The organism is Kocuria sp. CPCC 205263 (assembly GCF_040981075.1).
Taxonomy (GTDB): domain Bacteria; phylum Actinomycetota; class Actinomycetes; order Actinomycetales; family Micrococcaceae; genus Kocuria; species Kocuria rosea.
Genome location: NZ_JAVKPV010000002.1, coordinates 259,775 through 283,245, shown reverse-complemented (window position 1 = coordinate 283,245; position 23,471 = coordinate 259,775). Strand labels below are relative to the sequence as shown.

17 protein-coding genes and 1 pseudogene are annotated in these 23,471 nt (G+C 67.3%); 9 read left to right on the top strand and 9 right to left on the bottom strand.

Annotated features, from left to right (window positions below; translation table 11 throughout):
• Positions 1–388: 388 nt before the first annotated feature.
• Positions 389–1,816 carry a sugar transferase gene (locus tag RF647_RS03760; protein WP_368810573.1) on the top strand — a complete coding sequence of 476 codons (1,428 nt, stop codon included), beginning with the start codon at positions 389–391 and terminating at the stop codon, positions 1,814–1,816.
• Here the strand turns inward: RF647_RS03760 and RF647_RS03755 are convergent.
• On the bottom strand, positions 1,782–2,588 hold the full coding sequence (locus RF647_RS03755; RefSeq protein WP_368810572.1) for a WecB/TagA/CpsF family glycosyltransferase: 807 nt from the start codon (positions 2,586–2,588) through the stop codon (positions 1,782–1,784). The two genes, RF647_RS03760 and RF647_RS03755, sit on opposite strands and share 35 nt — an antisense overlap.
• Positions 2,589–2,939: 351 nt before the next feature.
• Here RF647_RS03755 and RF647_RS03750 point away from each other — a divergent pair, with 351 nt between their 5' ends.
• Positions 2,940–4,424: a sugar transferase gene (locus RF647_RS03750; protein ID WP_368810571.1), complete on the top strand. Its 1,485-nt coding sequence runs from the start codon at positions 2,940–2,942 to the stop codon at positions 4,422–4,424.
• An 86-nt stretch (positions 4,425–4,510) separates the two neighbouring features.
• On the opposite strand, the gene RF647_RS03745 is transcribed toward RF647_RS03750, so the two are convergent.
• From RF647_RS03745 to RF647_RS03730, 4 genes are read right to left on the bottom strand one after another with little or no spacing between them, the layout of a single operon-like run.
• Positions 4,511–5,692, bottom strand: a complete 1,182-nt coding sequence (locus RF647_RS03745) for a glycosyltransferase family 4 protein (protein WP_368810570.1) — start codon at positions 5,690–5,692, stop codon at positions 4,511–4,513.
• Positions 5,693–5,723: 31 nt separating this feature from the next.
• Positions 5,724–6,404: a hypothetical protein gene (locus RF647_RS03740; protein WP_368810569.1), complete on the bottom strand. Its 681-nt coding sequence runs from the start codon at positions 6,402–6,404 to the stop codon at positions 5,724–5,726.
• The gene (locus tag RF647_RS03735) at positions 6,401–7,558 is read right to left on the bottom strand and encodes a glycosyltransferase family 4 protein (RefSeq protein WP_368810568.1); all 1,158 of its coding nucleotides are present in this window, start codon (positions 7,556–7,558) and stop codon (positions 6,401–6,403) included. The genes RF647_RS03740 and RF647_RS03735 overlap by 4 nt, the downstream gene beginning before the upstream one ends.
• On the bottom strand, positions 7,555–8,718 hold the full coding sequence (locus RF647_RS03730) for a glycosyltransferase family 4 protein (RefSeq protein ID WP_368810567.1): 1,164 nt from the start codon (positions 8,716–8,718) through the stop codon (positions 7,555–7,557). Before RF647_RS03730 ends, RF647_RS03735 begins: the two co-directional genes overlap by 4 nt.
• A 400-nt stretch (positions 8,719–9,118) precedes the next feature.
• Between RF647_RS03730 and RF647_RS03725 the strand changes: the two genes are divergently transcribed.
• The 4 genes from RF647_RS03725 (at position 9,119) to RF647_RS03710 (ending at position 15,001) form a co-directional block, all read left to right on the top strand.
• Positions 9,119–10,576 carry an oligosaccharide flippase family protein gene (locus RF647_RS03725; RefSeq protein WP_368810566.1) on the top strand — a complete coding sequence of 486 codons (1,458 nt, stop codon included), beginning with the start codon at positions 9,119–9,121 and terminating at the stop codon, positions 10,574–10,576.
• Between the two features lie 29 nt (positions 10,577–10,605).
• Positions 10,606–11,916, top strand: coding sequence for a glycosyltransferase (locus tag RF647_RS03720; protein ID WP_368810565.1), 1,311 nt, complete (start codon positions 10,606–10,608; stop codon positions 11,914–11,916).
• On the top strand, positions 11,913–13,877 hold the full coding sequence (locus tag RF647_RS03715) for an O-antigen ligase family protein (RefSeq protein WP_368810564.1): 1,965 nt from the start codon (positions 11,913–11,915) through the stop codon (positions 13,875–13,877). The genes RF647_RS03720 and RF647_RS03715 overlap by 4 nt, the downstream gene beginning before the upstream one ends.
• A gap of 107 nt (positions 13,878–13,984) precedes the next feature.
• Positions 13,985–15,001: a hypothetical protein gene (locus tag RF647_RS03710; RefSeq protein ID WP_368810563.1), complete on the top strand. Its 1,017-nt coding sequence runs from the start codon at positions 13,985–13,987 to the stop codon at positions 14,999–15,001.
• A gap of 37 nt (positions 15,002–15,038) precedes the next feature.
• Here RF647_RS03710 and RF647_RS03705 read toward each other — a convergent pair whose 3' ends face one another.
• Positions 15,039–17,075 (bottom strand): acyltransferase family protein, encoded by a 2,037-nt coding sequence (locus RF647_RS03705; RefSeq protein ID WP_368810562.1) that lies wholly within the window; start codon positions 17,073–17,075, stop codon positions 15,039–15,041.
• A 533-nt stretch (positions 17,076–17,608) separates the two neighbouring features.
• Here RF647_RS03705 and RF647_RS03700 point away from each other — a divergent pair.
• Entirely contained in the window at positions 17,609–18,118 is a 510-nt protein-coding gene (locus RF647_RS03700; protein ID WP_368810561.1) for a hypothetical protein, read from the top strand.
• 83 nt (positions 18,119–18,201) lie between these two features.
• Here the strand turns inward: RF647_RS03700 and RF647_RS03695 are convergent, their stop codons facing one another.
• Both RF647_RS03695 and RF647_RS03690 read right to left on the bottom strand, forming a co-directional pair.
• Positions 18,202–19,899, bottom strand: a complete 1,698-nt coding sequence (locus RF647_RS03695; protein ID WP_368810560.1) for a sensor histidine kinase — start codon at positions 19,897–19,899, stop codon at positions 18,202–18,204.
• Between the two features lie 88 nt (positions 19,900–19,987).
• Positions 19,988–20,356 (bottom strand): hypothetical protein, encoded by a 369-nt coding sequence (locus RF647_RS03690; protein ID WP_368810559.1) that lies wholly within the window; start codon positions 20,354–20,356, stop codon positions 19,988–19,990.
• Positions 20,357–20,968: 612 nt separating this feature from the next.
• On the opposite strand from RF647_RS03690, the gene RF647_RS03685 reads away from it, so the two are divergent.
• Positions 20,969–21,412 carry a hypothetical protein gene (locus RF647_RS03685; protein WP_368810558.1) on the top strand — a complete coding sequence of 148 codons (444 nt, stop codon included), beginning with the start codon at positions 20,969–20,971 and terminating at the stop codon, positions 21,410–21,412.
• Between the two features lie 96 nt (positions 21,413–21,508).
• Positions 21,509–21,610 (top strand): annotated as a pseudogene (locus RF647_RS03680) (VOC family protein); the annotation flags it as partial.
• Positions 21,611–21,728: 118 nt separating this feature from the next.
• On the opposite strand, the gene RF647_RS03675 reads toward RF647_RS03680, so the two are convergent.
• Positions 21,729–23,450, bottom strand: coding sequence for a cation:proton antiporter (locus RF647_RS03675; protein ID WP_368810716.1), 1,722 nt, complete (start codon positions 23,448–23,450; stop codon positions 21,729–21,731).
• Positions 23,451–23,471: the final 21 nt, after the last annotated feature.

The window sequence follows — 23,471 nt, the reverse complement described above, 5'->3', positions numbered from 1 at the left end:
ACATCACCCCTAGTCATCGCGATAGTGAATTCACAATTGGCCATCATTGGACAAAAGTAAGCATCGGCCGGGCCTTCGCTTTAGAGTCGGGAGCGCGGCAACCTCCACCGGTCGGAACAACTCCACCCGGCGAGGAGGTGCCAGTCGATGGGGGTCGACTGGTCCGCACCGGCACGTGCGCCGGAGTACCGGGTGGCAAGTTCGCACGAAGATCCCGCCGATGACGGCATTAAAGGTCTTTGTGCTGCCCTGCCCATCATCCGGCGCACACGACCGTGCGACGCCACAGGGGGAAGGAACCACTTTCGTGCTCAAAGCATCAGGTACCACACGGTCTGCGACGTGGCGAGACGAGTATGTCCAGACACTGCGTCTGACCGACGCCGTCATGATCACAACGACCGTAACCGCAGCACAGGTCATCCGTTTCGGATTCGACAGGAAGACGCTTCCCCTTGAGGGTTTCGGACTCCAGAACACTACCTCCCGCTTGGAGGGCGTGGGACTGCCGTACTGGTTCGTCGGCCTGGGACTGGGTCTGATCTGGTGGTTCCTGCTGGAACTGCGTGGCACCCGGGACATACGCCTGGTGGGTCAGGGCATCGAGGAGTCGAAGGAACTGGTGAGCGCCACCCTGGTGCTGTTCGGAGCCATTGCGATCATCTCCTACGCCCTGAACGTGCAGACGGCGCGGGGGTATGTGGTGATTGCCTTGCCCCTGGGCATCCTCCTTCTGCTGCTGGGACGAGGTCAGATCCGCAAGCGGCTTTTCCGACGACGGCACATCGGTGTCGGCATGTCCCGGACCATGCTCGTCGGAAGCCGACCAGCCGTGTGTGAGACCGTTCATTCGCTCCAGAAACATCCGCAGGCGGGCTTCGATCTTGTGGCCGTCTACATGCCGACCCCTCCGCACCATCTTCCCTCGTCATCGCTGATTTCCGAGGACCTCCCGAACTTGCTTCCCCCCGGCCACGAACCCCGCGTGGAGGAGATCATCGAGCTGTGCCGGGACCGGCAGATCGAGGTGCTGGTCCTCTGCGCCGGCGCTCCGCTGAGCCCCGAGGAGATTCGCCATCTGAGCTGGTACCTGGCCGACGAGCACATCCGCCTGATCCTGGACACGGGACTCACGGACATCGCAGGTCCCCGTGTCCACACGCAGCACATAGCAGGTCTGCCGCTCATCCACGTGTCGACGCCACGCATGAGCTGGTCGCGGCGGCTGTGCAAACGCTCCATGGACGTCGTGGGTGCGACAACTGCCCTTGCCCTGCTGTCCCCTGTCATGCTCGGTCTCGCCGTGCTCGTCAAGAACCACGACGGTGGACCGATTCTGTTCTCGCATGAACGCATCGGGCTCGACGGCCGGAGGTTCAAGGTGCTGAAGTTCCGCACCATGCGCACCGATGCCGAGGCCCTGCACCACCAGTTGCTCGCAGAGGCCGGCGAAAGCGCGGTGTTCTTCAAGCTGAAGAATGACCCACGGGTGACTCGCCCCGGGGTCTGGATGCGCAAGTACAGCCTCGACGAGCTCCCTCAGTTCCTCAACGTCCTGCTCGGCAACATGTCCCTCGTCGGCCCGCGCCCACAGGTGCAGGCGGAGGTCGACGAGTACGAACGGCACATGCACCGACGCCTGCGCGTCAAGCCCGGCATCACCGGACTGTGGCAGGTGTCCGGCCGCTCCAACATCAGAGGGGAACAGGCGGCTCGCCTCGACCTCTACTACGTGGAGAACTGGTCTCCGGTGCAGGACCTCGTCATCCTTCTGCGCACCGTCAAGGTCGTCGTGTTCCCGGACGGGGCCTACTGAGCCGGACCGCCTTGGTCGCCAGGAGATAGGCCAGGATCCACGGCTCGACGACGTACCGGTGACCCAGCCGCTTCGGCTGCGTCACCAGCCGGTACGCCCACTCGAGCCCGATCGGGCCGAGCCAGCGCGGTGGCGGCTTCTGGATGCCGGCGTACTCGTCGATCCCGCCGCCGACGGCCGCGTAGATCGCCGTGGGCAGCTCCTCCCAGCGCCGGCCTAGGAACTCCTCCTGGAGAGGCATGCCCAGGCCCACGATCACGAAGTCCGGCCGGAACTCCTGGAGGGACCGGACGATGTGGTCCTCGAGCACGGGGTTCCAGCCCTCCCCCGGCCAGCCCTCGACCCGCCCGGCGGACGCGTCCCGCCGGAGCAGGTCCACCGTGCGGGCGTTGCCGGCGGAGGTCGCGCCGACGACGGCGACGCGCCGCACCGGGGTGCGACCCATCAGGCCGGGCAGCCAGTCCAGGGTGCCCAGGCGGTGCCGCTTGGCGCTGAGGTCGCGCCCGGACCGCCACTTGGCCAGCTTCAGGACGGGGAAGCCGTCCGTCAGCACCACATCGGCCTTCTCGTAGAAGGCGCGGAACGTCGGGTTGACCTCCCACGTGTAGAGACTGTGCAGATTGTGGGCCAGGACGGCGGCCTTGCGCCGCTCCTGCCACGTGGCCGAGATCCACCGGTGCACTTCCTCGGCGTCCATCGGCGTCACGCGGACACCGCTGACCGGGATCTCGATCGGGTCCGTGCTGCGGTCACGGGACTGGTGCTTCAACATGCGAACTCCCCCTGTGCTGCGCCTCTGCGGCGCCTCGCTCCCCCGCCGGGACCCGGTGACCGGGCCGGCCTCTCGAACAGGGAGCGCCGTCCGTGGTGCGGCGGGATCCCCCCGGATCCCGCCGGCGGACCGGCACCCCTGCAGCGCACGTCTCGCGACCACCAGCCCTGGGGACCGGCGAACATGCGCTTGCATTTACGCTAGCAAAGAGAGTGGAGCATCAACCCTTCGAGACTGTCCCCTGTTAAGCACCTGTTTACATCGATGTGCACTTGTAAAGTCATCGATGGGGGCCGGAACCACGCCGGGGGGCGTAGGAGGAGTGTTCCGGCCCCCGCACACTCGGGGGGAGTGACCAACGTGCTCAAGAAGAACATGTCCGTGCGACCTGCCGCCTGGCGGGAGACCCACATCAGCAGCCTGCGTCGCGTGGACGCGCTGGCCCTGGCGGCCACGCTCGTGCTGACGCAGCTGATGCGCTTCGGACTCGACCAGGAGGCCCTGGAGCTCGGCCGGCTCACCGTGCCCTACTGGCTGGTGGGCGCCGTGCTCGGCGCCGCTTGGTGGGGCTGGCTGGAACTGCGGGGCGCCCGCGATGTGCGCCTGATCGGCTACGCCGTGGAGGAGAACCGGCAGGTGGCCTCGGCCACGCTGGTGCTCTTCGGCGCCCTGGCGATCCTGTCCTACGTGCTGAACGTGCCGATGGCCCGCAGCTACGTGGTGATCGCCCTGCCGCTGGGCACGCTCCTGCTGCTGGCGGGCCGCGGCCTGGTACGGCGGGGGCTGACCCGACGCCGGCTGGCCGGCGAGGCGATGTCCCGGACGCTGGTGGTCGGGCGCGTGCCGGGGGTCGTGGAGATGCTCAAGTCCCTGCAGCAGAACCCTGCCGCGGGCTTCGACCCGGTGGCGGTCTACGCGCCGTCGTCGTCCCGGGTCCTGCCGCACCACCTGGCCCGGGTGCCGCTGCCCCAGAACATGCTGCCGGCCGGGGAGGCGCCCAGCGTGGAGGGGATCGTGGCCGCGTGCCGCGCCCACCGGATCGAGACCCTGGTCATGGCCGCGAGCGCGCCGCTGAGCTCGGAGGAGGTCCGGCACCTGTCCTGGTACCTGGCCGACGAGCGCATCCGCCTGGTCCTCGACACTGGGCTCACCGACATCGCCGGCCCGCGCATCCACACCCAGCAGATGGCCGGCCTGCCCCTGATCCACGTCTCCACCCCGCGGCTGAGCCGATCGCGGCGGATGCTCAAGCGCTCGGTCGACATCGTCGGCGCGCTCACCGCGCTGGTGGCCCTGTCCCCCGTCATGGCCGTGCTCGCGCTGATCGTCAAGGCGCACGACGGCGGACCCGTGCTCTTCGCCCAGGAACGCACCGGTCTCGACGGCACGACCTTCAGGATGCTGAAGTTCCGCTCCATGTACACCGACGCCGAGGAGCGCAAAACCGAGCTCATGGCCGCCAACGACGCCAAGGGCGGGGTGCTGTTCTTCATGGCCGACGACCCCCGGGTCACCACCCCGGGGAAGTGGATGCGCAAGTACAGCCTCGACGAGCTGCCCCAGTTCCTCAACGTCCTCAAGGGCGAGATGTCCCTGGTGGGCCCGCGCCCGCCGCTGCCCTCCGAGGTCGCCCAGTACGAGGAGCACGTCCACCGCCGGCTGCGGGTGAAGCCCGGCATCACCGGGCTGTGGCAGGTCTCGGGCCGGGACGACCTGGACTGGGAGCAGGCCGTGCGCCTGGACCTCTACTACGTGGAGAACTGGTCCCCGGTCCAGGACTTCGTGATCCTGCTGCGCACGGTCAAGGCCGTGGTCGCCAAGGAGGGCGCGCACTAGACGAAACCTGAGCTTGTTGCATGGATTCGGTGTACGGCGTGCAACGCCGTTCCACCAGGCGGCAGGTTTCCCCGCTCTGGCGAGTTCTAGGCGCCTTGCAACACCCCGAAATATCCGGCGGCCGCCTTGTCCGCGACACTCGCCCAGCTCGATGCCTCCTTCGCGTGTCGGCTCGCCTGATGCCCCAAGCGGTCCGCCAAGCCGGAATCGCGGAGCACTTGGAGCATGGTCTCTGCGATCGAGGCTGCGTCCGGTGCGGCGAGCAAGCCGGTGACACCACCCTGCACCGCATCCCGCATCGCCCCGACGTCGGTCGCGACCACTGGACGGCCGAACGTGTAGGCCATGTGGATGCTGCCGCTGATGTTGACGGTCGCATAGGTGAAGACCAGAGCCCGGTGTGCGCCGAAAAGATCAGGGAGATCAGCCATCGCGACGTAGCCCGGTTTCAGGTCGACGTTCCCGATCTCGGTGGCTCGGCCGGAAATGCCATGCTGATCGACATCAGGCATGACGGGGCCGGCGAGCGTCAGGCGCGCTTCGGGCATCTTCTCTCGAACCAGTGCGAAGGCATCAAGCATCAGTGGGATGTTCTTGTACTTCGTCCAGGCGCCGAAGAACAGCATGGAGGGCGGCGCCTGGGACGGCGGGGTCACGTCGTGGGATGCGAGCACCGACGTGTAGTCACCGTGCCCGCAGACCTGGACACGGTCGACTCCGGGGAACGCACGCCGAAGTTCCGCCTTCGGACCGTCGCCCAGGACCAGGACGAGATCGCACGCTTCGTAGGCCGCAGTCAACAACGTCCTGGTCAGCCGGCCGGTCTTCTCGACGGCCTGCGTCCTGCTCGTGATGTCGTACGGCAAGGGATTGTGCGCCACGTCGACCACAGCACGGGCACCGCCGAACTTCGTCATCGCCAGCAGCGAGACCGTGTCCAACGGATACCGCAGCTCACCGCACTGAACGATGTCCGGACGATGGCGGCGTACGTAGAACAGGGCGCGGCGCCAGGACTCCGCCAGCAGCAGGGCGCGTCCCACCCTCCGGATCTTGCGTCGGAACGTCGATCCTCCGAGATCGTCGTTCGGGTGCCAGGTCGGAAAGGCCTCGATCACCTCGAGGTTCGACGTGGACGATGTCAGTTCAGGCCGCGGTCCTGTCAGCAAGCGCACCCGGTGTCCCGCCCGTGCCAGGGCTTCGGCGAACTGGAAGCTGTACTGGAACATGCCGCCACTGGGCAGGAACTCGATGATGAGGACGTTCAAGACCCGTCCTGGCTCGTTCGCTTCGGTCATGTCAACGCCACGAACCCTCATACTGCACGAATTTGCCTTCGGCAGCCTCAGAGGCAGTCGTTCCGTCTGCTGCGCTTTGCCGACGTCTACCCAACGCACCCAGGAGGTGGTAGATCGCCTGCTGAACAGCAACTCCTGCGATGAGTGCCACGATCAGCGTGAGACCGAAGAGGAGGGCGGGAGATGTGCTCGACACGTAGGCCGAGAAGTCTGCCTCCTGCACGATCTCCGTGCGATAGGGATCAGAAAGGTTGCCCAAGTACTCGGTTGCCAACGAGGCCGTGCCGTCCGCCATCTGCTCGGCGACCTCTGCCTCCTCAGCCGTGGCGCGGACGAGGATCACAGATGTACTCGGCACGACGCTCACGGTTGTCGTGACCGCGTCGCGCTGGCCCTCGTCCAGTTGCAGGCGTTCCTCCGCCTGCTGCTCGAACCGGAGGTTGTCGGCCACCTCGGCGAACGTCGCGACGATCTGACCGCGGCTGAGCGTTTCGTAGTATGCGGCCGAGAGAGAGGTCTCCAAGTCCGCGTTGGGCAGGACGACGATGACCGACTCGGCCGTGTACTCGCTCTTCTGCCCCAGTGCCACCACGCTGCCGGCCACGAGGATCAGCAACGCCACCAGAACGCCGGTCATCAGGCTGACGCGAGTTTCTCGCGACTTCGCTCCGAGCTTGCTCATCGAGTTTCCCCCTTGGTTGGATCTGACACCGGTCGGTCGGCTTCGTAGAGGGCCTGGCGATAGAGGTGTCCCAGCACTTCGGACAGTCGCGGCAGGCCGTGCAGAGCTTCCGCTCGCGCACGAGACGCGGCAGACATCTGGCGGCGCGCGTGACGATCGACAATGAGATCAGCCAGTGCATCGGCGAGAACCCCGGAGTTGCCCGGTTCCACGATGCGCCCCTCGACACCGTCCCTGATCAGGTCGGGAACAGCCCCGGTGGCAGATGCCACCACGGGCAGTCCGCTGGCCATCGCCTCGATGATGGCGATCGGCTGTCCCTCGAGATAAGACGGAAGCACGAAGACATCGGCTTCGGACAGCCGCGCCCTGACCTGATCGCCGTACTCAGGGCCGACCAGGGATGCGGCCAGACCGGCGGCCTCGAACTCGGCGACAACCTCTCGGTACTCCGCCTCTGGCGTCGGACCCTGGCCTCCCACCACCACGAGGTTCCAATCGGCCACGCCACGCTCGCGCAGCATCCGGCTCGCTCGGGCCAGTTCCACGGTGCCCTTGCGCCGACAAATCACGCCGACGAAGAGGACCGTCGGACGTTCCCTGTCCGCATCGGTCATGGGAAAGGCATCGAGGTCGATGGCATTGTCCACGGTCTGCACCGGCGTTCGGCCGGCGAACTGGCGCATGGTCGCCGTACCGGCCTGGGACACGGTGCAGACCAGGGCCGCCCGCCGGAGGGTCCTCAGCGCGATGCGGTCCAAGGCCCCATAGGTGGCGAACTCTGCGCGTCCGGCGTTTCCGACGGCGGAATGGACATGGGAGATGAGCTCGGCCCGGCCCAGCGACGCAGCGACGTTCAACACGGCGGCGCGGAGAGCGGACAGCCCGGGGTCTGCGACGAGCTGGAGATGGACGATGTCGGCGCGCCGGGCGGCTCGAAAAACTCGCACGGCGTCCATCACGGCATACTGCAGGTTCTGCAGATTGAATCGTCCGCCCTCCCGTGTGGCAACCCGGGCGGTGTTCAGCAACTGCACGTCGAACTGCTCGGCCAGCACCGGGTCGGAGGTGATGGTCTCGGCGAAAGTGGCGATGCCCCCTCGCATCGGCGTCGCCTCCGCCACCACCACCACCACCGGCCGGACCGCGCTCACGCCGACCAATCCGAGGGTCGCTTGTCGGCGATCGCCTGCTCGTACACCGACCGCAGCGAACGGGCCCACCCCCGTGCGTCGAACAGTCGCTCCACACGCTCCCGACCGGCACGCCCCAATCTGGCGCCCAGGTCAGGGTCGTCCAGCACGGTGAGGAGGGCCCGCGTGATGGCTGTCGGGTCTGCAGGAGGCACCAGCAGTCCGGTCTCTCCGTCGACCACGATGTCGCTGACGCCACCGACGTCACTGGCCACGACCGGTCGAGCGCACCCGCCGGCCTCGATCACCACCGTGGGAAGGTTTTCGCCATAGATCGAGGCCAGCAGTACCACGTCGGAGGCTCTCATGATCTCCGGGATGTCGTTCCGGAGCCCGGCGAACACCACCGACTCGGTGAGGCCCAGCTCGCTGACCCGCGCCCGGAGATTCTGTTCCTCGGGACCGGATCCGACGAGGAGCAGCTTGGCATCCGGGATGTTGGCCACGACGCCGGGCCACGCCTCGATGGTGTGGTGGAGACCCTTGTACTCGCGCAGACCAGCCGGCACCGTCACGACGCGGGAACCATCGATGCCAAAATCCGGGGGCAGCATCGCCGGCGCACCACTGCTGTCCGCCGGAGTGAAGACGTCGAGATCGGCGCCGTTGTGCACGACCTTCCAGGACGGCGGGACCGGCTTGCCGGAGCGGTAGCGCGCCGCGAACGAATCGAGCGAAGACTGCGAGACGAAGATGGTGGCCTGGCTGCGGGTGGCCACCTCCAGCGCCAGCTGCTCGCGCCGACCGGCGCGGCCGCTCAGTGGTGCCTGCATGTTGTGGAATGTCGCGACCGCAGGGACTCCCGCGATCGCGGCAGCGGGGAGAGCAAGGGTCATGGCCATCTCGAGATGGGCGTGGACCACATCCGGCTTGGTGTCCTTGATAAACTTGACCAGCCGCAGGAACGCCGGGGCGTCCAGCGTGCGCCGCACTCCGAGAACGTGGGGTTCCACACCGGCGTCCTGGAGAGAGGGAACCATGTCCAGATGCTCAGGACGGTCCCCCTGCAGCGCGAGCACGGAGACCTCGAGGTCCGCGTGGTCAGCGACCCGCGCCAGTTGGACGATCAAGCTCTCGGCACCACCGAATCGCAGAGCGTCAACCACCTTCAGGACCCGCACAATTTCCCCCTCATAATTCCGCCCCCATTCCTTGCGGACAGTACAGCACGGTCCCCGAGAAGAGCTCCCGAGACCAAAGAGACCACGGCACCAATGGTCATACTTGGTCACCCATGGCCACGGACAGCTCGGTCACACTTGGTCACCCTCCCCCGTGTCCCTACAGTCGATCCAGACGACAAGCCGTGTCGCTTTCGGGGGAAAGCAGACGTCGATGTATGCATTTCTAACTCTCTTCAAGTAGTAAATCTATTTGCATGGATTTTGAATGTTCGGCTGAATTCCACGGGACATAGGAGTAGCCATTCAACCCGCCGGCGCTGGAGCACCTGAACCCGGGGTCGACCCAAAGGTCGGCACGACCACCGCGGACACGTCCCGCAACCTCGCGCGCTCCTCCGTGCGGGGATTCCTGTGGACCACCCTCGCCTGGGGCTCCAACCGGCTCATCATCCTTCTCCTGACCCTGGTGCTGGCTCGCCTGCTGACCCCGGAGGACTTCGGTCTCGTCACGGCGGCGCTGACCATCATCACCATGTTCGATGCGGCTCTGGACCTTGGGGTGGGAGCGTCAGTGGTCGCCAACCAGGAACGCGGCATCACGTTTCGGACCCGGACCGCCTTCACCCTGAATGTCGGCATCTCTGTCGGCATCGCCGCGATCGGCGTCGCGTTGTCGCCCTTCATCGCGGCTCTCTTCGACTCTCGCGAGCACGCTGGACTGTTCGCACTGATCTTCCTGTACCCGCTCTTCCGGGGAGCCGGCCAGGTCAACGACGCCGTCCTCAAACGCGATCTTCGGTTCCGCCGCCGGACCGTGATCGACCTGTTGCGTGCTGCCACCCGGGTCGGCGTATCGATTCCGCTCGCCCTCACCGTCGGTGGGCCGATCAGCATCGCCGCCGGCATTCTCGTCAGCGAGTTCGTCGCGATGATCGTGCTCTGGTCGCTGGTGCCCATCACACCCGCCCTGCGGCTGCGACGGAAGGACGTCACCGGGTTGCTGAGCTTTGGTGGTCAGGTCACGGTGATCCGGGTCCTGGGATCCTTCCGCGGCGCCTTCGACTACCTGGTGGTCGGCGCGATGATCAGCACCACGGCCCTCGGCATCTACGGCATGGCGTACAAGCTGCCCGAGCTGATCATCGAGAACGTGCTGTGGATCTTCTCCGCGGTGGCGCTGCCCACGTACGCACGGGCCCGCGCCGTCGGCCACGAGGTCATGCTCCGCGCCATGCTGCGTGCCATCCGGCTGCTGAGTCTGTACGGTCTTGCGGCCGGGGTCGCGCTGGCGGTCGTCGCACGTGACGCCGTGCCGGTGCTGTTCTCCGAACAGTGGGCCGACGCGGTGGTACCGATGATGCTGATATCGGTCAGCCTGGGGGTCATGGCCATTGCCTGGGCCAGCGGCGACGTCTTCTCGGCGATGGGACGACCGGGCACCCTGATCCTGCTCGACCTGCCCACCAGCGCACTGATGGCCGTGGCCTTTCTGTTCTCGGCCCAGTACGGCCTGGTGGCAGTGGCCGCCGTGCACCTGGTCTTCAACGTCCTTTATTGCGCGGCGCGAATGATCATGGTCGTCCGAGTGACGGGGGTGTCCGCTCGATCGCTGCTCATGGCCGTGCTGCCGGGCCTGTTGGTCGCCGCGACAACGGCCACCGCCGGCTTTTCCGTCAGCGCCCTCCTGCCCAGTGGTGAGCTCGGGAGCCTGGTTCTGGTCTCTGCCGTCTGCGGGGCCGTGGTGGTCGGAGCGTCCCTGCTGTTCGCCCGTCCTGCCATCACCGACGCGTTCGATGCCATCGGGTCCAGGCGCCGCAGAACCGATGCTGACCAGGCCGCACCGGAGCCGGCGTGACCGCCCACCGCCTCGAAGGAGGACCGACCATGTTCATCCCGCCTGGGGCACCGGCCGCTTCGGCCGTACTGATCACGGCCACCGAGCCCGAGCCGCGCTCCTTCGGCAAGCAGGTCGTCATGGGCGGGCTGCTGGACCACCTCTGCGCCCGGTTGGGCGCGGACCATGTGCACGTCATCCTCATCGGTCGAACCGGAACACCCCGCCCCGCCGTTCCCTTCCACCTCCACGTGGTGCCGAAGCCGAGTGCCGGTGAGCAGGTCCGCGCGGTGCTCCGCCGGGTGCCTGTGCCGCCGCTGTCCTCATTGCAGGAGGCCGCCCTCTGGTCTCCTCGCGTGCTGGCGCGGCTGAGGACATTGTTGGGAGAGATCCAAGCGGACCTGGAGATCTGGGACACCATGCGCACGGGCCAGTACGCTCGGGAGCTGCCCCGGGGAAAGCGAGTGCTGTACGCCGATGACCTGTTCTCCAAGCGGTATGCCAGCATGCTGGAGCGGATCAAGCAGGACCCCACGCGTGTGGGCAACCCCCTCGGCGAGTTCGGCAAGATGCTTCCCGGTCCGGCTGCCCGGATCGCGGCACATCCCCTCGCCTACCGTCCGCTGCTCAGGTTCGAAGAGAAACGTACAGCCCGAGCCGAGGAACAGGCGCCCCGGGAATTCGACGCGACGGTCCTGGTGAACGCTGATGAGACCGCAGAACTGACCCGGCGCACCGGTTCGGACAGCATTCGGACCGTGCTGCCGCTGCTGCCGGCACCAACGCCCAAGCCGAGGAGCTTCACCGGCGGATCGCGGTTCGTCTTCCTGGGCGGACTCGACTTCCCGCCCAATCGAGACGGCCTGGTCTGGTTCCTCACGCATTGTCGCGATGCCGTGCTGACTGTCATTCCGGACTTCGAGCTCCTGGTGGTCGGACGCGGCTCGGAAGCTCTTGTCCCCGAAGCGGCAGCATGGGGCCACCATGTGCGACCGCTCGGATGGGTCGATGACCTCGACGACGTGCTGCTGAACTCGGCGGCCATGATCTCGCCACTGCGGATAGGCAGCGGGACGAAGATCAAGGTCCTTGAGGCGCTGTCCCGGGGACTGCCTGTGGTGGCGACTCCGCACGGGGTGCTGGGACTGGATGTGGGACGGACCGACGGATGTCTCGTCGCCCGATCTCCGGACGAGTTCGCGGCACTGCTCTCGGAAACCATCGGTCTCGACGCCAACCGAACGCTCTCGCGGGCGGCGAAGACGAGCTGGGCAGAGCGGTTCGCCCCAGAGGTCGTATCGGCCGCCTACGACGACGTCCTGGGCTTGTCACCCGAGGATGTGCGGGGAGGCGTGCGATGACTCCGGCACTCCTCGCCGCGGTGGGCGCGGCCGTGCTCGCGGGCTCGATACTGGCCATGGTCCATCCCCGCATCGCACTCCTGGTGCTGGTCACTTTGGATGTGTCCCACATCAACACCGTCATCCGGGACCATGCAGGAGTGAGTCCTTACGTGCCGCAGCTTGCGCTCGCCGTGCTCGCGCTCGGTGTGATGGCCCGTCGGGGAAATTTCACCTTCACGTGGTCACCGGTGCTGCTGGGCCTGATGGGTCTGTTCGGTGGCCTCTGCCTCACGTTTCTCGATGCAGCAGATCCGTTGACGTCACAGTCGTTGCTCCTGGAGTACGGCCGGAATCTGGTGTTCTTCGTCGTCGTGTACGCCCTGATGCTGTCCACTTCAGGAGTGCGTCCGGCGCTCCAGGCGACAGTCCTGGTGCTGGCAGGCCTGGCAGCACTGACCATCTTCCACGAGTACATACTCCACAACGCCGGCGACCTGGGGGGACTCAGCCAGGTGCCACTGACCCAAGAGGGCGGAGCGCTGACGCCGCGTCACGCCGGCACTCATGCGGACGTGAACTTCTGGGCACGGCTGCTCGTCCTGTTCACGCCGCTCAGCCTGTCCATGCTTGCCATGTGCCGGGGCACACGCGCACGTCTGCTGTGGGCGTCCAGCTCTGTCGCGCTGCTGGTGGGCGTCTATCTCACCCAGTCACGCGGCGGATTCATCGCGCTCTTCATCGGCCTCGTCGTCTGGGCGCTCCTCGCCGGAGGCGTCTACCGCAAGGCCCTGTTCGGTCTTCCGCTGGTCCTGGCAATTCTGATCCCGCTGACCGGTGTGGGAAGCCGGCTGGCCACGCTGGCGGCCATCGGCAACGGCGGGCGTGCCAATGCCGACCCGTCGGTGGTGGAGCGCGAGCGCTTCCAGATCGACGCCTGGCGCATGTTCCTCGACGCCCCGTTCACGGGCCACGGCATCGGGAGCTACGGCACGATCTTCCCGGTCTACGACAGGTTGGCGAACTACTACGAGCCGGTCACGATCGTCGTCGCTGCACACAACTTCTATCTCGAGCAGGCCGCCGACGGCGGCGTCATGCTCCTGCTGGCGTGGGCCGTCTTTCTCGGAACAGTGCTCTTCGCGGCGCTGCGGGCGCAGAAGGTCGCCCGTGCCACGGGCAACGGCCACACCCGTTACCTCGCGATCGGCATCGTTGGAGGAATCGTCGGCTGGCTGGTAGCCAGCGTCTTCCTTCACCTCTCGGATTTCCGGGCGCTGCTGCTGATGGCCGCGGCTGCCGCGGCGCTGGATCTGCAGGTGCGCCGCGATCTCGACATCGCACCTGTCGGATTTACCGACCCTGACCGGGGCGACCCCCGACCTCGGATTCGCAGTTTGATGGCGCTCTCCGCCGTCGCACTGGCCGCCCTCGTGGCCGTGCTGACCACCGTTTCGGAGCGGCACACCACCACCTCGACCCTGGCGATCGTGCCCGCCTCCGGACAAGTCGACGCGGCCGATGCCTATGAACTCGATGTCGTCAGCAGAGGTCTGATCGTGCCGACACTGGCGGAGGCTCTCGACCGGTCGGTCACCGTGAGCGACCTGGAACAGCGCACGGGGCGGACCCCCGGTGCAGCAGACGTCGACGTCGACATCCGGCAGTCCCGACTCGGGGGGTCCGTCGTCGTGACGGTCGCTGCCGACGACGAACTGGCGGCGGCGGACCTGGGTGCGGCCGCAGTGGCGCTCTCCCAGTCGGAAGTCTCCGCCCTGGCCTCGGGTTACCAGCTGGCCGGCGAGGCCGGTACGACGGTTCCCAGCTCTTCCTACCGTCTGTGGGCCGCCGTACCGCTCAGTGTGGTCTTCCTGCTCCCGCTCCTCATCGTGATTTTTCGGAGCCGGGCGGCGACCGCCCGGCTCAGAGGTGAGATCACCGACCTCGCGCGCGTCGGCCATCGTTCCGGCGCGGAGGCGTGATATCCCTTTCAGGGACATGGTGGGCGGACGACGCGGCACACCTGCGGTCCGATGAGCACATCGGATCACAGGTTTTCGGCCGGTCACCGAGGAAGGGCTATCCTCATATGAACATGACTTCTCCGCCGCGCAGCATCGCGGGACTCAGCAGACGCACCACGAAAGCCGGCACGGTTGCCATCGTTGCCGCAGTGACCCTCGGCCTTGCCCCCGAGTCCTCCCGTTCTGCGCAGGACCCCGAACAGCTGGCCACCTCGCCCGCCTCGTCCCGGCCGTTCTCCAGTACGAGCCCATTCAACGTCCCGATAGTGGACGACCCAGCCGTGGACCCGAGCAGTGGTGCCATGATCTCCCGCGCCACCAGGACCGGGATGGTGCATGCCAATCTCTTCGAGTACGGCATCCCCATCTACTCCGCGACCGCGCTGACGCCCAGGCACCCGGTGGACTGCGCTGGGCCGTCCTCATGGGGCACGTGCCCCTTCTGGGTCCAGGCGATGCCGATCCCGTCTGGTGCAGCTCCGAACCAGGGCAGCGACGGCGTGATGACCGTGATGGATCTCAGCACCAACACCGTCAGCGAGTACTGGCAGGCCCGCCAGACGCCGGACGGGGAATGGACGACCACCTGGGGCGCAGAGAACTCCATGTCAGGGTCGGGATGGGGCGGCAGCAGCACGGGAGCCGGAGCATCTCGCATCGGTGGAGTGGTCCGAGTCGACGAGATCGAGGCCGGAGTGATCGATCACGCTCTGGTCATGCAGAGCGACAACGTCTGCAAGGACGTCTACCGCGCGCCTGCGCTGAAGACCGATGGGAACTCCTCCCGCTCCGACTGCATCCCCGAAGGGGCTCGGTTGCAGCTCAGCCCCGGAATCGACGTGGAGGGCATTCCCGGGATCACGACGGGCGAAGTGGCTGTGGCCAAAGCCTTGCAGACGCATGGGGCATATCTCATCGACCGGGCCGACACCTCGCTCAGCATCAGCTTCGAACTCGCGCCTGATGCCACCCCGGCTTCCCCGGGCCGTGTCTACGAGGAGGCCGGATTCGCCTGGGACTACTACGGCATGCCGAAGGTGCCCTGGAAGGAGATGCGGGTGCTCGAGAGCTGGAACGGCTGACAGCATGGCTGGGACCAACACCTCCGTGCGACAGCGGTCACTTCAGCAGAGGCGCGAGAGCTGCTCTCAGCGGTTCCGCCAGTGAGGCACTGAACGTGGCCGTCAAGTGGTGGGCATCCCGGTAGACGAGTTCGTTGCCGATGATTGTCGGGCAGGTGACTTTTCCGCACAGGTACCGGTTCATGTCCAGGACCTCGGCGCCGGCGGCCTTTGCTGCGCTCCTCTCCGCGGCCGAGACGGACTCGTCGAGGACGTCCGTGCGTCGCCGGTCGCACGAGGTGGCCTCGTGGAGCCGATGGGAGAGACAGATCGACGGGTTTGCCTGCATGTCCGGGACATCGGCGAGGACACCGACCGCGCTGTCCTCGGGCATGGCCGCGATCGTAGAGGTCAGCCCCGCCTCCCATCGGTCGGCGAAGTTGTCGTTGCCTCCCGCCAGTGGGCTGACCCGATAGTTGGCCAACAGGACCACGTCCGGCCGGTCCTGGTCGATGCGCTTGAGGACACCATCTCGCCACTGGTCACAGGCGGCGAAGGCCAGGCTGTTGCGCAGCACGGGCACGTCCACGGAGGGGCACGAGCTCTTCGTGTTGACCTCCAGCCGAATGTGTCCTCGGTCGGCGAGTGAATGCAGTCCGGGGAACCAGGAGGCGGCATGACTGTCCCCGAACAGGACGACGGTGGGGGCGTCGTCGTTGTCCCCGTACCGGCACGGGGACGCGTCGGTGGATACGAACCCGCGGAGGCACCCGTTGTCGTAGATCGCCGGGTTGTCGCCGGCTGCGTCCCGGAGTGCCGGAGTGAGATTGGAGGGCACGAAATCGGTTCCCATCGGAGAGGTCGTCGCCGCGGTGACTGCCGCCGGGTGACCTGCGTCCAAGGGCAACCGCAGGGTCACGAGCATCGTGGCGAACGTCAGGGCCACGATCAGCCCGGAGGTGCCCAGAAGCAGGACGAGAGTGTGCGCGTGGGTGGTGCCGGTGAGGCGTCGTGGACGCCGGAACGGGTCCTCGACGAGGCGATAGAGCCCGTACGCCAGGGGCACGCTGAGCACCCCGAGCAGCACTGTTGCCCACAAGGGCAGGGAATCGGTGTTCCCGGCGGCCGCCTGGGGAAGCACCTGCAGGGGCCAGTGCACCAGGTACAGCGAGTAGGAGATGACGCCGATGAACTGCAGCGGTCGCACGCTGAGCAGCCGGGATGGATTGTGCCGCCCTGACATCCCTCCGATGATGACCAGGGCCGTTGCCAACACCGGCACCGCGGCGTGATAGCCAGGGAACGGGGTTTGGGCGTCGTACACCACCGCGACCAGCACGAGGGTGACCACGCCGAGCCAGGCAAGCACACCCCAGAGAGGGTCCCGCAGCCGTCCGGCACCAGAGCGCAGCAGAAAAGCGACCAGTACCCCGATGCCGAGTTCCCACGCCCGAGTGGGGAGAGAGAAGAAGGCCAGGGGCTGGGACACCGGCATCACGGTGAGACATGCAGCGAAGGACATCGCGACCAGCGCTGCGACCACGCAGAACAGCGCCCGCTCCGACCTCCGGCACAGCCGGTATGCGATCAGCAGGAGAGCCGGCCAGACGAGATAGAACTGCTCCTCGATACCCAGTGACCAGTAGTGCTGGAAGAGAGATGTCGTACCCTCGTCCAGATAGTTGGTGCCCTGCAGACCGAAGAGCATGTTAGGCACGTAGAGAGCTGTCGCCATAGCTCCCCGGAAGACTGATTCCAGCTGTAGCGGCGGCATCCAGATCAGGGCGGCCACAAGGCTGAGGACCAGCACGGTGAAGGCGGCCGGCAGGATTCTCCTGGCCCTCCGCGCATAGAAGCTGGTCAGATCGACAGTCCCGTGGCGTTGGAGCGTCTCCAGGAGATGGGTGGTGATCAGGAAACCGGAGATGACGAAGAACACGTCGACGCCGACATATCCGCCGCTGAAGACTTCCACCCCCGAGTGGTACACGATCACGAGGAGAACGGCGATCGCACGCAACCCTTGGATGTCGCTGCGAAACCCTGATTTCTGCGAGGTCGGTGAGCTCGGCGCGGTTATCGTGGGAGTGGCCATGTACTTCCTCAGATTGATGGCAGGACGATCGGTACTGTTGACCCCGTGGCCCACGCACACATGCCGACTTCGTCAGGTGAAGTCGACTTCGCACAGGAGGACGTTGCCGCCGCCGATGTCCCCTAACCGGCACGAGCAACGATCAGAACAGACACGGCCTGCTGGACGTTCTGCTGGCTCTCAGGTTATCCGGCGTCATGCAGGGGACGGCCCACGTGACGGACTCTGACGCCCGCAGGAGTCTGTTGTGAGAGGCCGCCGGCAGCGCAGCGTCAGGTCCTCGCGTTCCAGCTCCCTAGATCTTCGGCCCCCAGGGGCGGATTCTCCGCCATCGTGGCGCTCGGTCCGCACCGACGGCACCCTTCCGTGCCGAGGGCGGCGGTGACCGCGGTGGCCACCACCTTCCCGGAGATGCGCTACGCGGGGGTCATGTGGTCCTTGGGCAGTCGAGGGGGCTGCGCCTCCGACGGGGCGGACGGCTCGCACGACCTGCGACATCAATCGAACCGCATACGTCCCGGTAGTTCCGACTCGTGACGCACCTGGTGCCGGATCTTGACCGCAACCCCGAAATGGCCTCTGACCAGGGGCGTAGGCTCGATATCGTCCACTCATCGGGGGAAAGAATGAAAAATCTGCGCGGGAGGATCGCCGCCGCCATGATGGCCGGCGCGCTCATGACCGGAGCGTTCGTCGCACCGGCTTCGGCATCGGCAGGCGTTTCGGAAGCCACATCCGTCAGCACCGCAGCCAGCCAGCAAAGCGTTGAGAAGAAGTACGAGAAGCACGACAAGTACATCCAATTCAGCCACTGGAAGTACGACCACAAGTACAAGAAGTGGCACGCCGTGGAGCACTACAAGCACAGTCACCACGACTGGGCCGCCAAGTACGCCGCCGACAAGTGCCACGTCAAGTACGACTGGGCGCACAAGCACGCCAAGTACGTCGAGAAGCACAACGTGAAGCACTGGTACAAGGTCTGCCAGTACAAGAAGCACAACACCTGGTACAAAGTTCAGTACGTCGACAACAAGCACTGATCCATCGGTCAGTCCCGAAAAGGTCCCGCCGGAACACCGGCGGGACCTTTCTGCGCACGCAGGGTCTCAGCCGGGTCCGGCACTCACGCTCCGGCGGCGGCGCTACGGTCGGGGCCTCGTCGTCCGATCTCGGCGGTCGGAGCCACGTCCTGCGGTGCGGTCATCGGCAGCGCCAAGGTGAACACGGTGCCCTCGCCCAGCGTGCTGTGGCAGGTCAGGGTGCCGCCGTGCTGCTCCACGATGGCCTTGCTCAGGGCGAGCCCGATGCCCAGGCCGGGGGCGGTGCTCATCCGGGCGGTGGCGCCGCGGTAGAACTTCTCGAACACCCGGCGGACGTCCTCCGGGGACATGCCGTGGCCGTGGTCGATCACCTGCACCAGGACGGAGTCGCCCGACTGGGTCCCCAGGACGAACACCGAGCTGTTGGCGGGCGAGTACTTGATGGCGTTGGAGATGAGGTTGTCCAGCACCTGGCGCATGCGCACGGGGTCGCAGTCGACCACCATGCTGTCCGGCGCCCAGGCCTTCACGGCGATCCCGGCCCGATCGGCATGCGGCTGGGCGACCTCGGCGGACTGCTCGAGCAGCGCCACGAGATCCGCGGGGACGACGTGCAGGTCGGCGGCGTCCCGGTGGGAGTTCAGGAGGTCGTCGACCAGGCTCAGCAGCTGGTCGGCGTTGCGCTCGATCACCTCCAGACCGGTCTGCGCGGAGCCGGGCAGCCGGTCGTCCATGGCCAGCAGCTCCGTGTAGCCGCGGATGGACGTCAGCGGGGTGCGCAGCTCGTGGGAGATGCCGGCCACGAACTCGTCCTTGGCCTGCAGGGCGTCCACGAGCTCGGTGACGTCGCTGAAGGACAGCACGGATCCCTCCGCCCGTCCGTGCTCGTCGCGCATGACGCGAGCGGTCACGGACAGCACCTGCTGAGCGGGGGGCTCGCCCACGCGCACCAGGTCGGCGGAGAAGGACTCCCCCGCCACCGCGCGGGCGATCGGCCGGGCCGTGGGAGACAAGGGGGCGCCTGCCCCGTCGTACAGCACCGGGATCGCCGAGGACGACGACGTGCGGGCCAGGCGCTGCTGGGCGTGGGCGTGCAGGTGCCCGTTGTTGGTGAGCAGGGGGCGGCCGGTCTCGTCCAGGGCCAGCACCCCGACGTCCACCGAGTCCAGCACGGTGCTGAGCAGGCGCTCGCGGCGGGCGCCGGCGGCCAGCAGGTGGCGCAGCTGCGCGTCCTTGGCCTCGGTGCTGTTGGTCAGGATCTGGGCCATGGTGCCGATGGCCAGCATCATTAACGGGATCAGCAAGGGACTGCCCAGGGCCGTGAGGGTGATCGGCCCTGGCCGCAGCAGCAGCGGCACCCACAGCATCGCCACGGTCAGCAGCGCCCCCAGCGGGGCGGCCGCCCGGGGCAGCTGGGCCGAGGCGACCAGCCAGAGCACGGGCAGGGCCGCCAGGAACGGCACTCCGAGGACCTGCGGGAACAGGCCCTCGAACAGGAGACCGATCGGCACGAAGTCCAGCACCGGGATCACCAGGTAGGAGCGGTAGGGCAGCCGGTCCCAGGGGACCAGGGCGCACGCCAGGGTCAGGGCGAGGGTGAGTCCGCCGGCCCACCGCACCAGGGGGTCGGCCAGCATGGATGCCTGGACGACCGCCAGGACCAGGAAGAGCAGGAACGTGGTGACGGCCTGCGGCAGCTGGCTCACCACCACCCGCCCGCGCAGGGACAGCTCGTGGAACTGCCACGGGACCGGTGAGGGGTGGGCTGCGAGGGGGTCCACGACAGGGCTCTTCCGACGGCGGGGGGCGCCACCCCGGGGGTAGGTGACCATCGCAAATGCTAGCGCGTCGGGGTCGCCATCGGACGGCTCAGGCGGCCGGAACCAGGACCCCGTCGGCCGCACCGGGACTCGCTGGTTCGACCAGCACCGCTCGGGCCACTTCACAGTCGGCCACCACGGACACGAGGTCCACCCCGTGGAACCCGGTGATCCGCCCGTGGCTGATCTCCGCCTCGTGCTCGGTGTCCAGCAGGCAGGCGGGGACCAGCTCGACCGGGACCCGGTAGTCCGCCCACACGTAGGTGTGCCCGGGGAGGCGCCGGCCCTCGGTCATGGACTCGAGCACGGCCTCGAGACCCGGGTCGTGGCCGGAGGGCAGCTGGTAGGAGAACAGGCAGGCCCACTCCACCGCCCCGGCGGGAGTGGAGGCGGTGAGGATGCTGAGGGTCACGGTCATGGTGGGATTCCTTCCGGGACGCTGCGTGGACCGGCGGAAGCACCTGCCCACTCCCAGCCTCCGTGAGCTGGGTAACAGGGGCGTGTCCCGCACCTGCCAGCTTCCCGTGCCTTCGGCGCCCTGCGCGGGCGGTCGGACTTGAGACCCATGGATCAGTACTTGCGGGAAGACGGGTGGCCCCAGTGGCGCTGTCACAAAGAGCGCCGAACCGTCATAGTACTGATGGTCGCGGGGGTCCTCAGTGGGACCCGTAAGCCCGCCTGTCACACCACCGGGAAGCGTCGGCTCCGATGGGTCGGCCATGGTTCCAGCGGCACCAAACCCCGCGATGACGTGCAGGAATACAGGTGACTCACCGGTCACTAACCAGCGGGCGCCTCGAGGTGCAGGTCGTCCTGTTGACCCGCCCAGGCCACCCCGTCCAGGGAGGAAGAGGGCGCGAAGAAGCCGTGCCATATTGTCGTTTGCCCTAGTCGGCCTCTTGAACCCCGCGCAAATCCCCTTCTACGGTGGTGTCACCCGGTTCTCGGGGAAGGCCTGTCTCACAGGCCTGGACAAATTCTCTTTCGCGCGCATGGCGACTTCTTCGTCATGCCCTTTATAGGGGACACCATGAACGATCTGCACAAGACTCTCGCCGGTGCGGCCATCGCGGCCGCCCTCCTCGGAGGCTCACTGGGTACGCCCGCGTTCGCGGGCGGGGACTATGACCACGAGTCTAAGGGTGATTACGAAGACAAATCCAGTGATGACCAAGAGAAGGACGAAAAGGACGACGAGAAGGACGACGACGAGTACGACGTCAAGAACTGGTTCCACGACGAGAACGAGAACGGCGACAAGGACGACGACGAGAAGTACCACCACGAGCACGTCTGGCAGTACGACGGCAAGCACTGGTTCCACGACGAGAACGAGAACGGCGACAAGGACGACGACGAGAAGTACCACCACGAGTTCACGTGGGAGTACGACGACAAGGCCGACGACGACGAGGATGAGGACGAGAAGGCCGACGAGGACGAGAAGGACTACGACCGCGCCTGGAAGCACTGAGACCAGGACGACAGGGGCAGCCAGGGCGCTCCCCTTATGAGACGCAGGAGCACCCCACCCGTTGCGCGGGTGGGGTGCTCCTGCGTCATCGGACGGCTGGGCGCCGAGCAGCTGCTCGATCGTGCGGACGACCCGGACGAACCGCTGTACGTGTTCGTCGATCCCGCCGGGCACCCGTTCTGCGTGTTCGTCGCGTAGACCCGCACAGCAGGCCACCGCGTCACGCGTGGCAGGAGGGGGCAACGACGACGGAGCTCCGCGGTCGCGGCGGGATGCTGGGCGTGCCGAGGCAGGACAGCCTCCCTGGACATTCCAGCTAGTGCTCCGAGGTGCGCGGTCGCAGCCTGGCCTCCTCGACGTCCAGGACGCGCTGGGCGTCGGCCAGGATCCTCGAGGGGTACTTCCCCTCCCGGCGGACGGCGAGCAGGGCTTCGCGCTCCGCGCGGACCACGGCCAGGCGCAGCTGCCGGTACTGGTGGTGGGGGGTGGGAGCGTCCTTCTCCTCGCGGGCGTGGGCCCGCTCCCAGGCGGACTCGCTGCGCAGGAAGGTGTCCTGGCGGACGCGCTCGACGACGTCGGGGTCCACGGCCGCGCCGTCGCCCAGGACCGCCCCCGGCGCGTCGAGGACCCGCAGCCCAGCGTCGGCGATCTCGTCGAACAGGGCCGCGGACGCCCGCAGATCCGCGGTGGTGTCGACGCCGCGGATGCCGAGAGCCCGGATGAGTGCGGGCAGGGTGCCGCCCTGCAGCAGCAGGGTGGTGACCGCCACGGTGAAGGCGATGAGCACCAGCTGCTCCCGGTAGGGCACCGTGCCGGGCAGGGACTGTGCCGCCGCCAGGGTCACCACCCCGCGCATGCCGGACCAGCCCAGGACCGCGGCGCCTTGCCAGCCCAGGCCTTCACGGCGCTCCTGCTCCAGGTCGGCCCGGCGCTGGGCGTAGAGGCGCCGGAGCAGCCTGCGCCGACGCGCCCGCCGGGGGTCGGCAGGGCGCTCGCGCGCCTGCTCCAGGCCCAGCCACAGGCGCATAGCCCGGTGCTCGGCCCGGTCCGCCCGCCGGCGCAGGAGGAGGACCAGCGGGAAGACCCACGCGAGCCTGACGACGAGGAGGACGGCGGTGATCAGCAGGCCGAGCAGCACGGTGCTGCGAATGCTCAGCAGGTCCTGGTCGATGTCGTCCACCAGGTCGTGCAGCTCCAGGCCCATGAGCAGGAACACCGCGCTCTCGAGCAGGAACTGCACAGTGCGCCAGTTCACGTCGTCGCCGATCCTGGCCTGGGCACCCAGCACGGCCGCGCCGCGGTGACCGGTGCACAGCCCGGCCACCACCACGGCCAGCACCCCGGAGGCCCCGAGCTCCTCCGCGGGGATGAAGGCCAGGAACGGCACGACGAAGGACAGGGCCGTGTCCAGCACGGGGTCGTCGATCCTGGCGCGCACGGCGACGGTGACCACACCGACGAGCAGGCCCACGGCCACGGCGCCGACCACGGCGTAGCCGAAGTCGGCGACCCCGCTCCACACGCCGGACATGGTCCCTGCCGCCACGGCCAGGGCACTGCGCAGCAGCACCAGGGCGGTGGCGTCGTTGACCAGACCCTCGCCCTCGAGCACCGTCACCAGCCGCGGCGGCAGGCCCAGCCGCTTGCCGATCGAGGTGGCCGCCACGGCGTCCGGCGGGCTGACCACGGCCCCCAGCGCGATGGCCGCGGCCAGGTTCAGGTCCGGGAGCAGGGCGTAGAGCACCAGCCCCGTGATCAGGGCGGACACCAGCACCAGGACCACGGACAGGCTGGTGATGGCCCCGAGGTTGCGGCGGAAGTCGATGACCGGGACCTTGATCGCGGCCGCGTACAGCAGCGGGGGAAGCACTCCGGTGAGGATCCACTCGGGGGGCACCTCGATGTCCGGCACCCCAGGGGCGTAGGACAGCGTCAGTCCCACCACCACCAGGAGCAGAGGCGCGGCCACGCCGAGCCTCCGCGAAAGACCCGTGACCGCCACCATCAGGACGATCACCAGGACGCCCACGATTGCCATTCCCACCCCCGCACTCTAACC

Excerpts from the sequence above, each read along its gene's own strand:
- RF647_RS03760 (WP_368810573.1), top strand. The coding sequence starts at position 389 with ATGATCACAACGACCGTAACCGCAGCACAGGTCATCCGTTTCGGATTC.
- RF647_RS03755 (WP_368810572.1), bottom strand. The coding sequence starts at position 2,588 with ATGTTGAAGCACCAGTCCCGTGACCGCAGCACGGACCCGATCGAGATC.
- RF647_RS03740 (WP_368810569.1), bottom strand. The coding sequence starts at position 6,404 with ATGAGCAAGCTCGGAGCGAAGTCGCGAGAAACTCGCGTCAGCCTGATG.
- RF647_RS03720 (WP_368810565.1), top strand. The coding sequence starts at position 10,606 with ATGTTCATCCCGCCTGGGGCACCGGCCGCTTCGGCCGTACTGATCACG.
- RF647_RS03715 (WP_368810564.1), top strand. The coding sequence starts at position 11,913 with ATGACTCCGGCACTCCTCGCCGCGGTGGGCGCGGCCGTGCTCGCGGGC.
- RF647_RS03710 (WP_368810563.1), top strand. The coding sequence starts at position 13,985 with ATGAACATGACTTCTCCGCCGCGCAGCATCGCGGGACTCAGCAGACGC.
- RF647_RS03705 (WP_368810562.1), bottom strand. The coding sequence starts at position 17,075 with ATGGCCACTCCCACGATAACCGCGCCGAGCTCACCGACCTCGCAGAAA.
- RF647_RS03690 (WP_368810559.1), bottom strand. The coding sequence starts at position 20,356 with ATGACCGTGACCCTCAGCATCCTCACCGCCTCCACTCCCGCCGGGGCG.
- RF647_RS03685 (WP_368810558.1), top strand. The coding sequence starts at position 20,969 with ATGAACGATCTGCACAAGACTCTCGCCGGTGCGGCCATCGCGGCCGCC.
- RF647_RS03675 (WP_368810716.1), bottom strand. The coding sequence starts at position 23,450 with ATGGCAATCGTGGGCGTCCTGGTGATCGTCCTGATGGTGGCGGTCACG.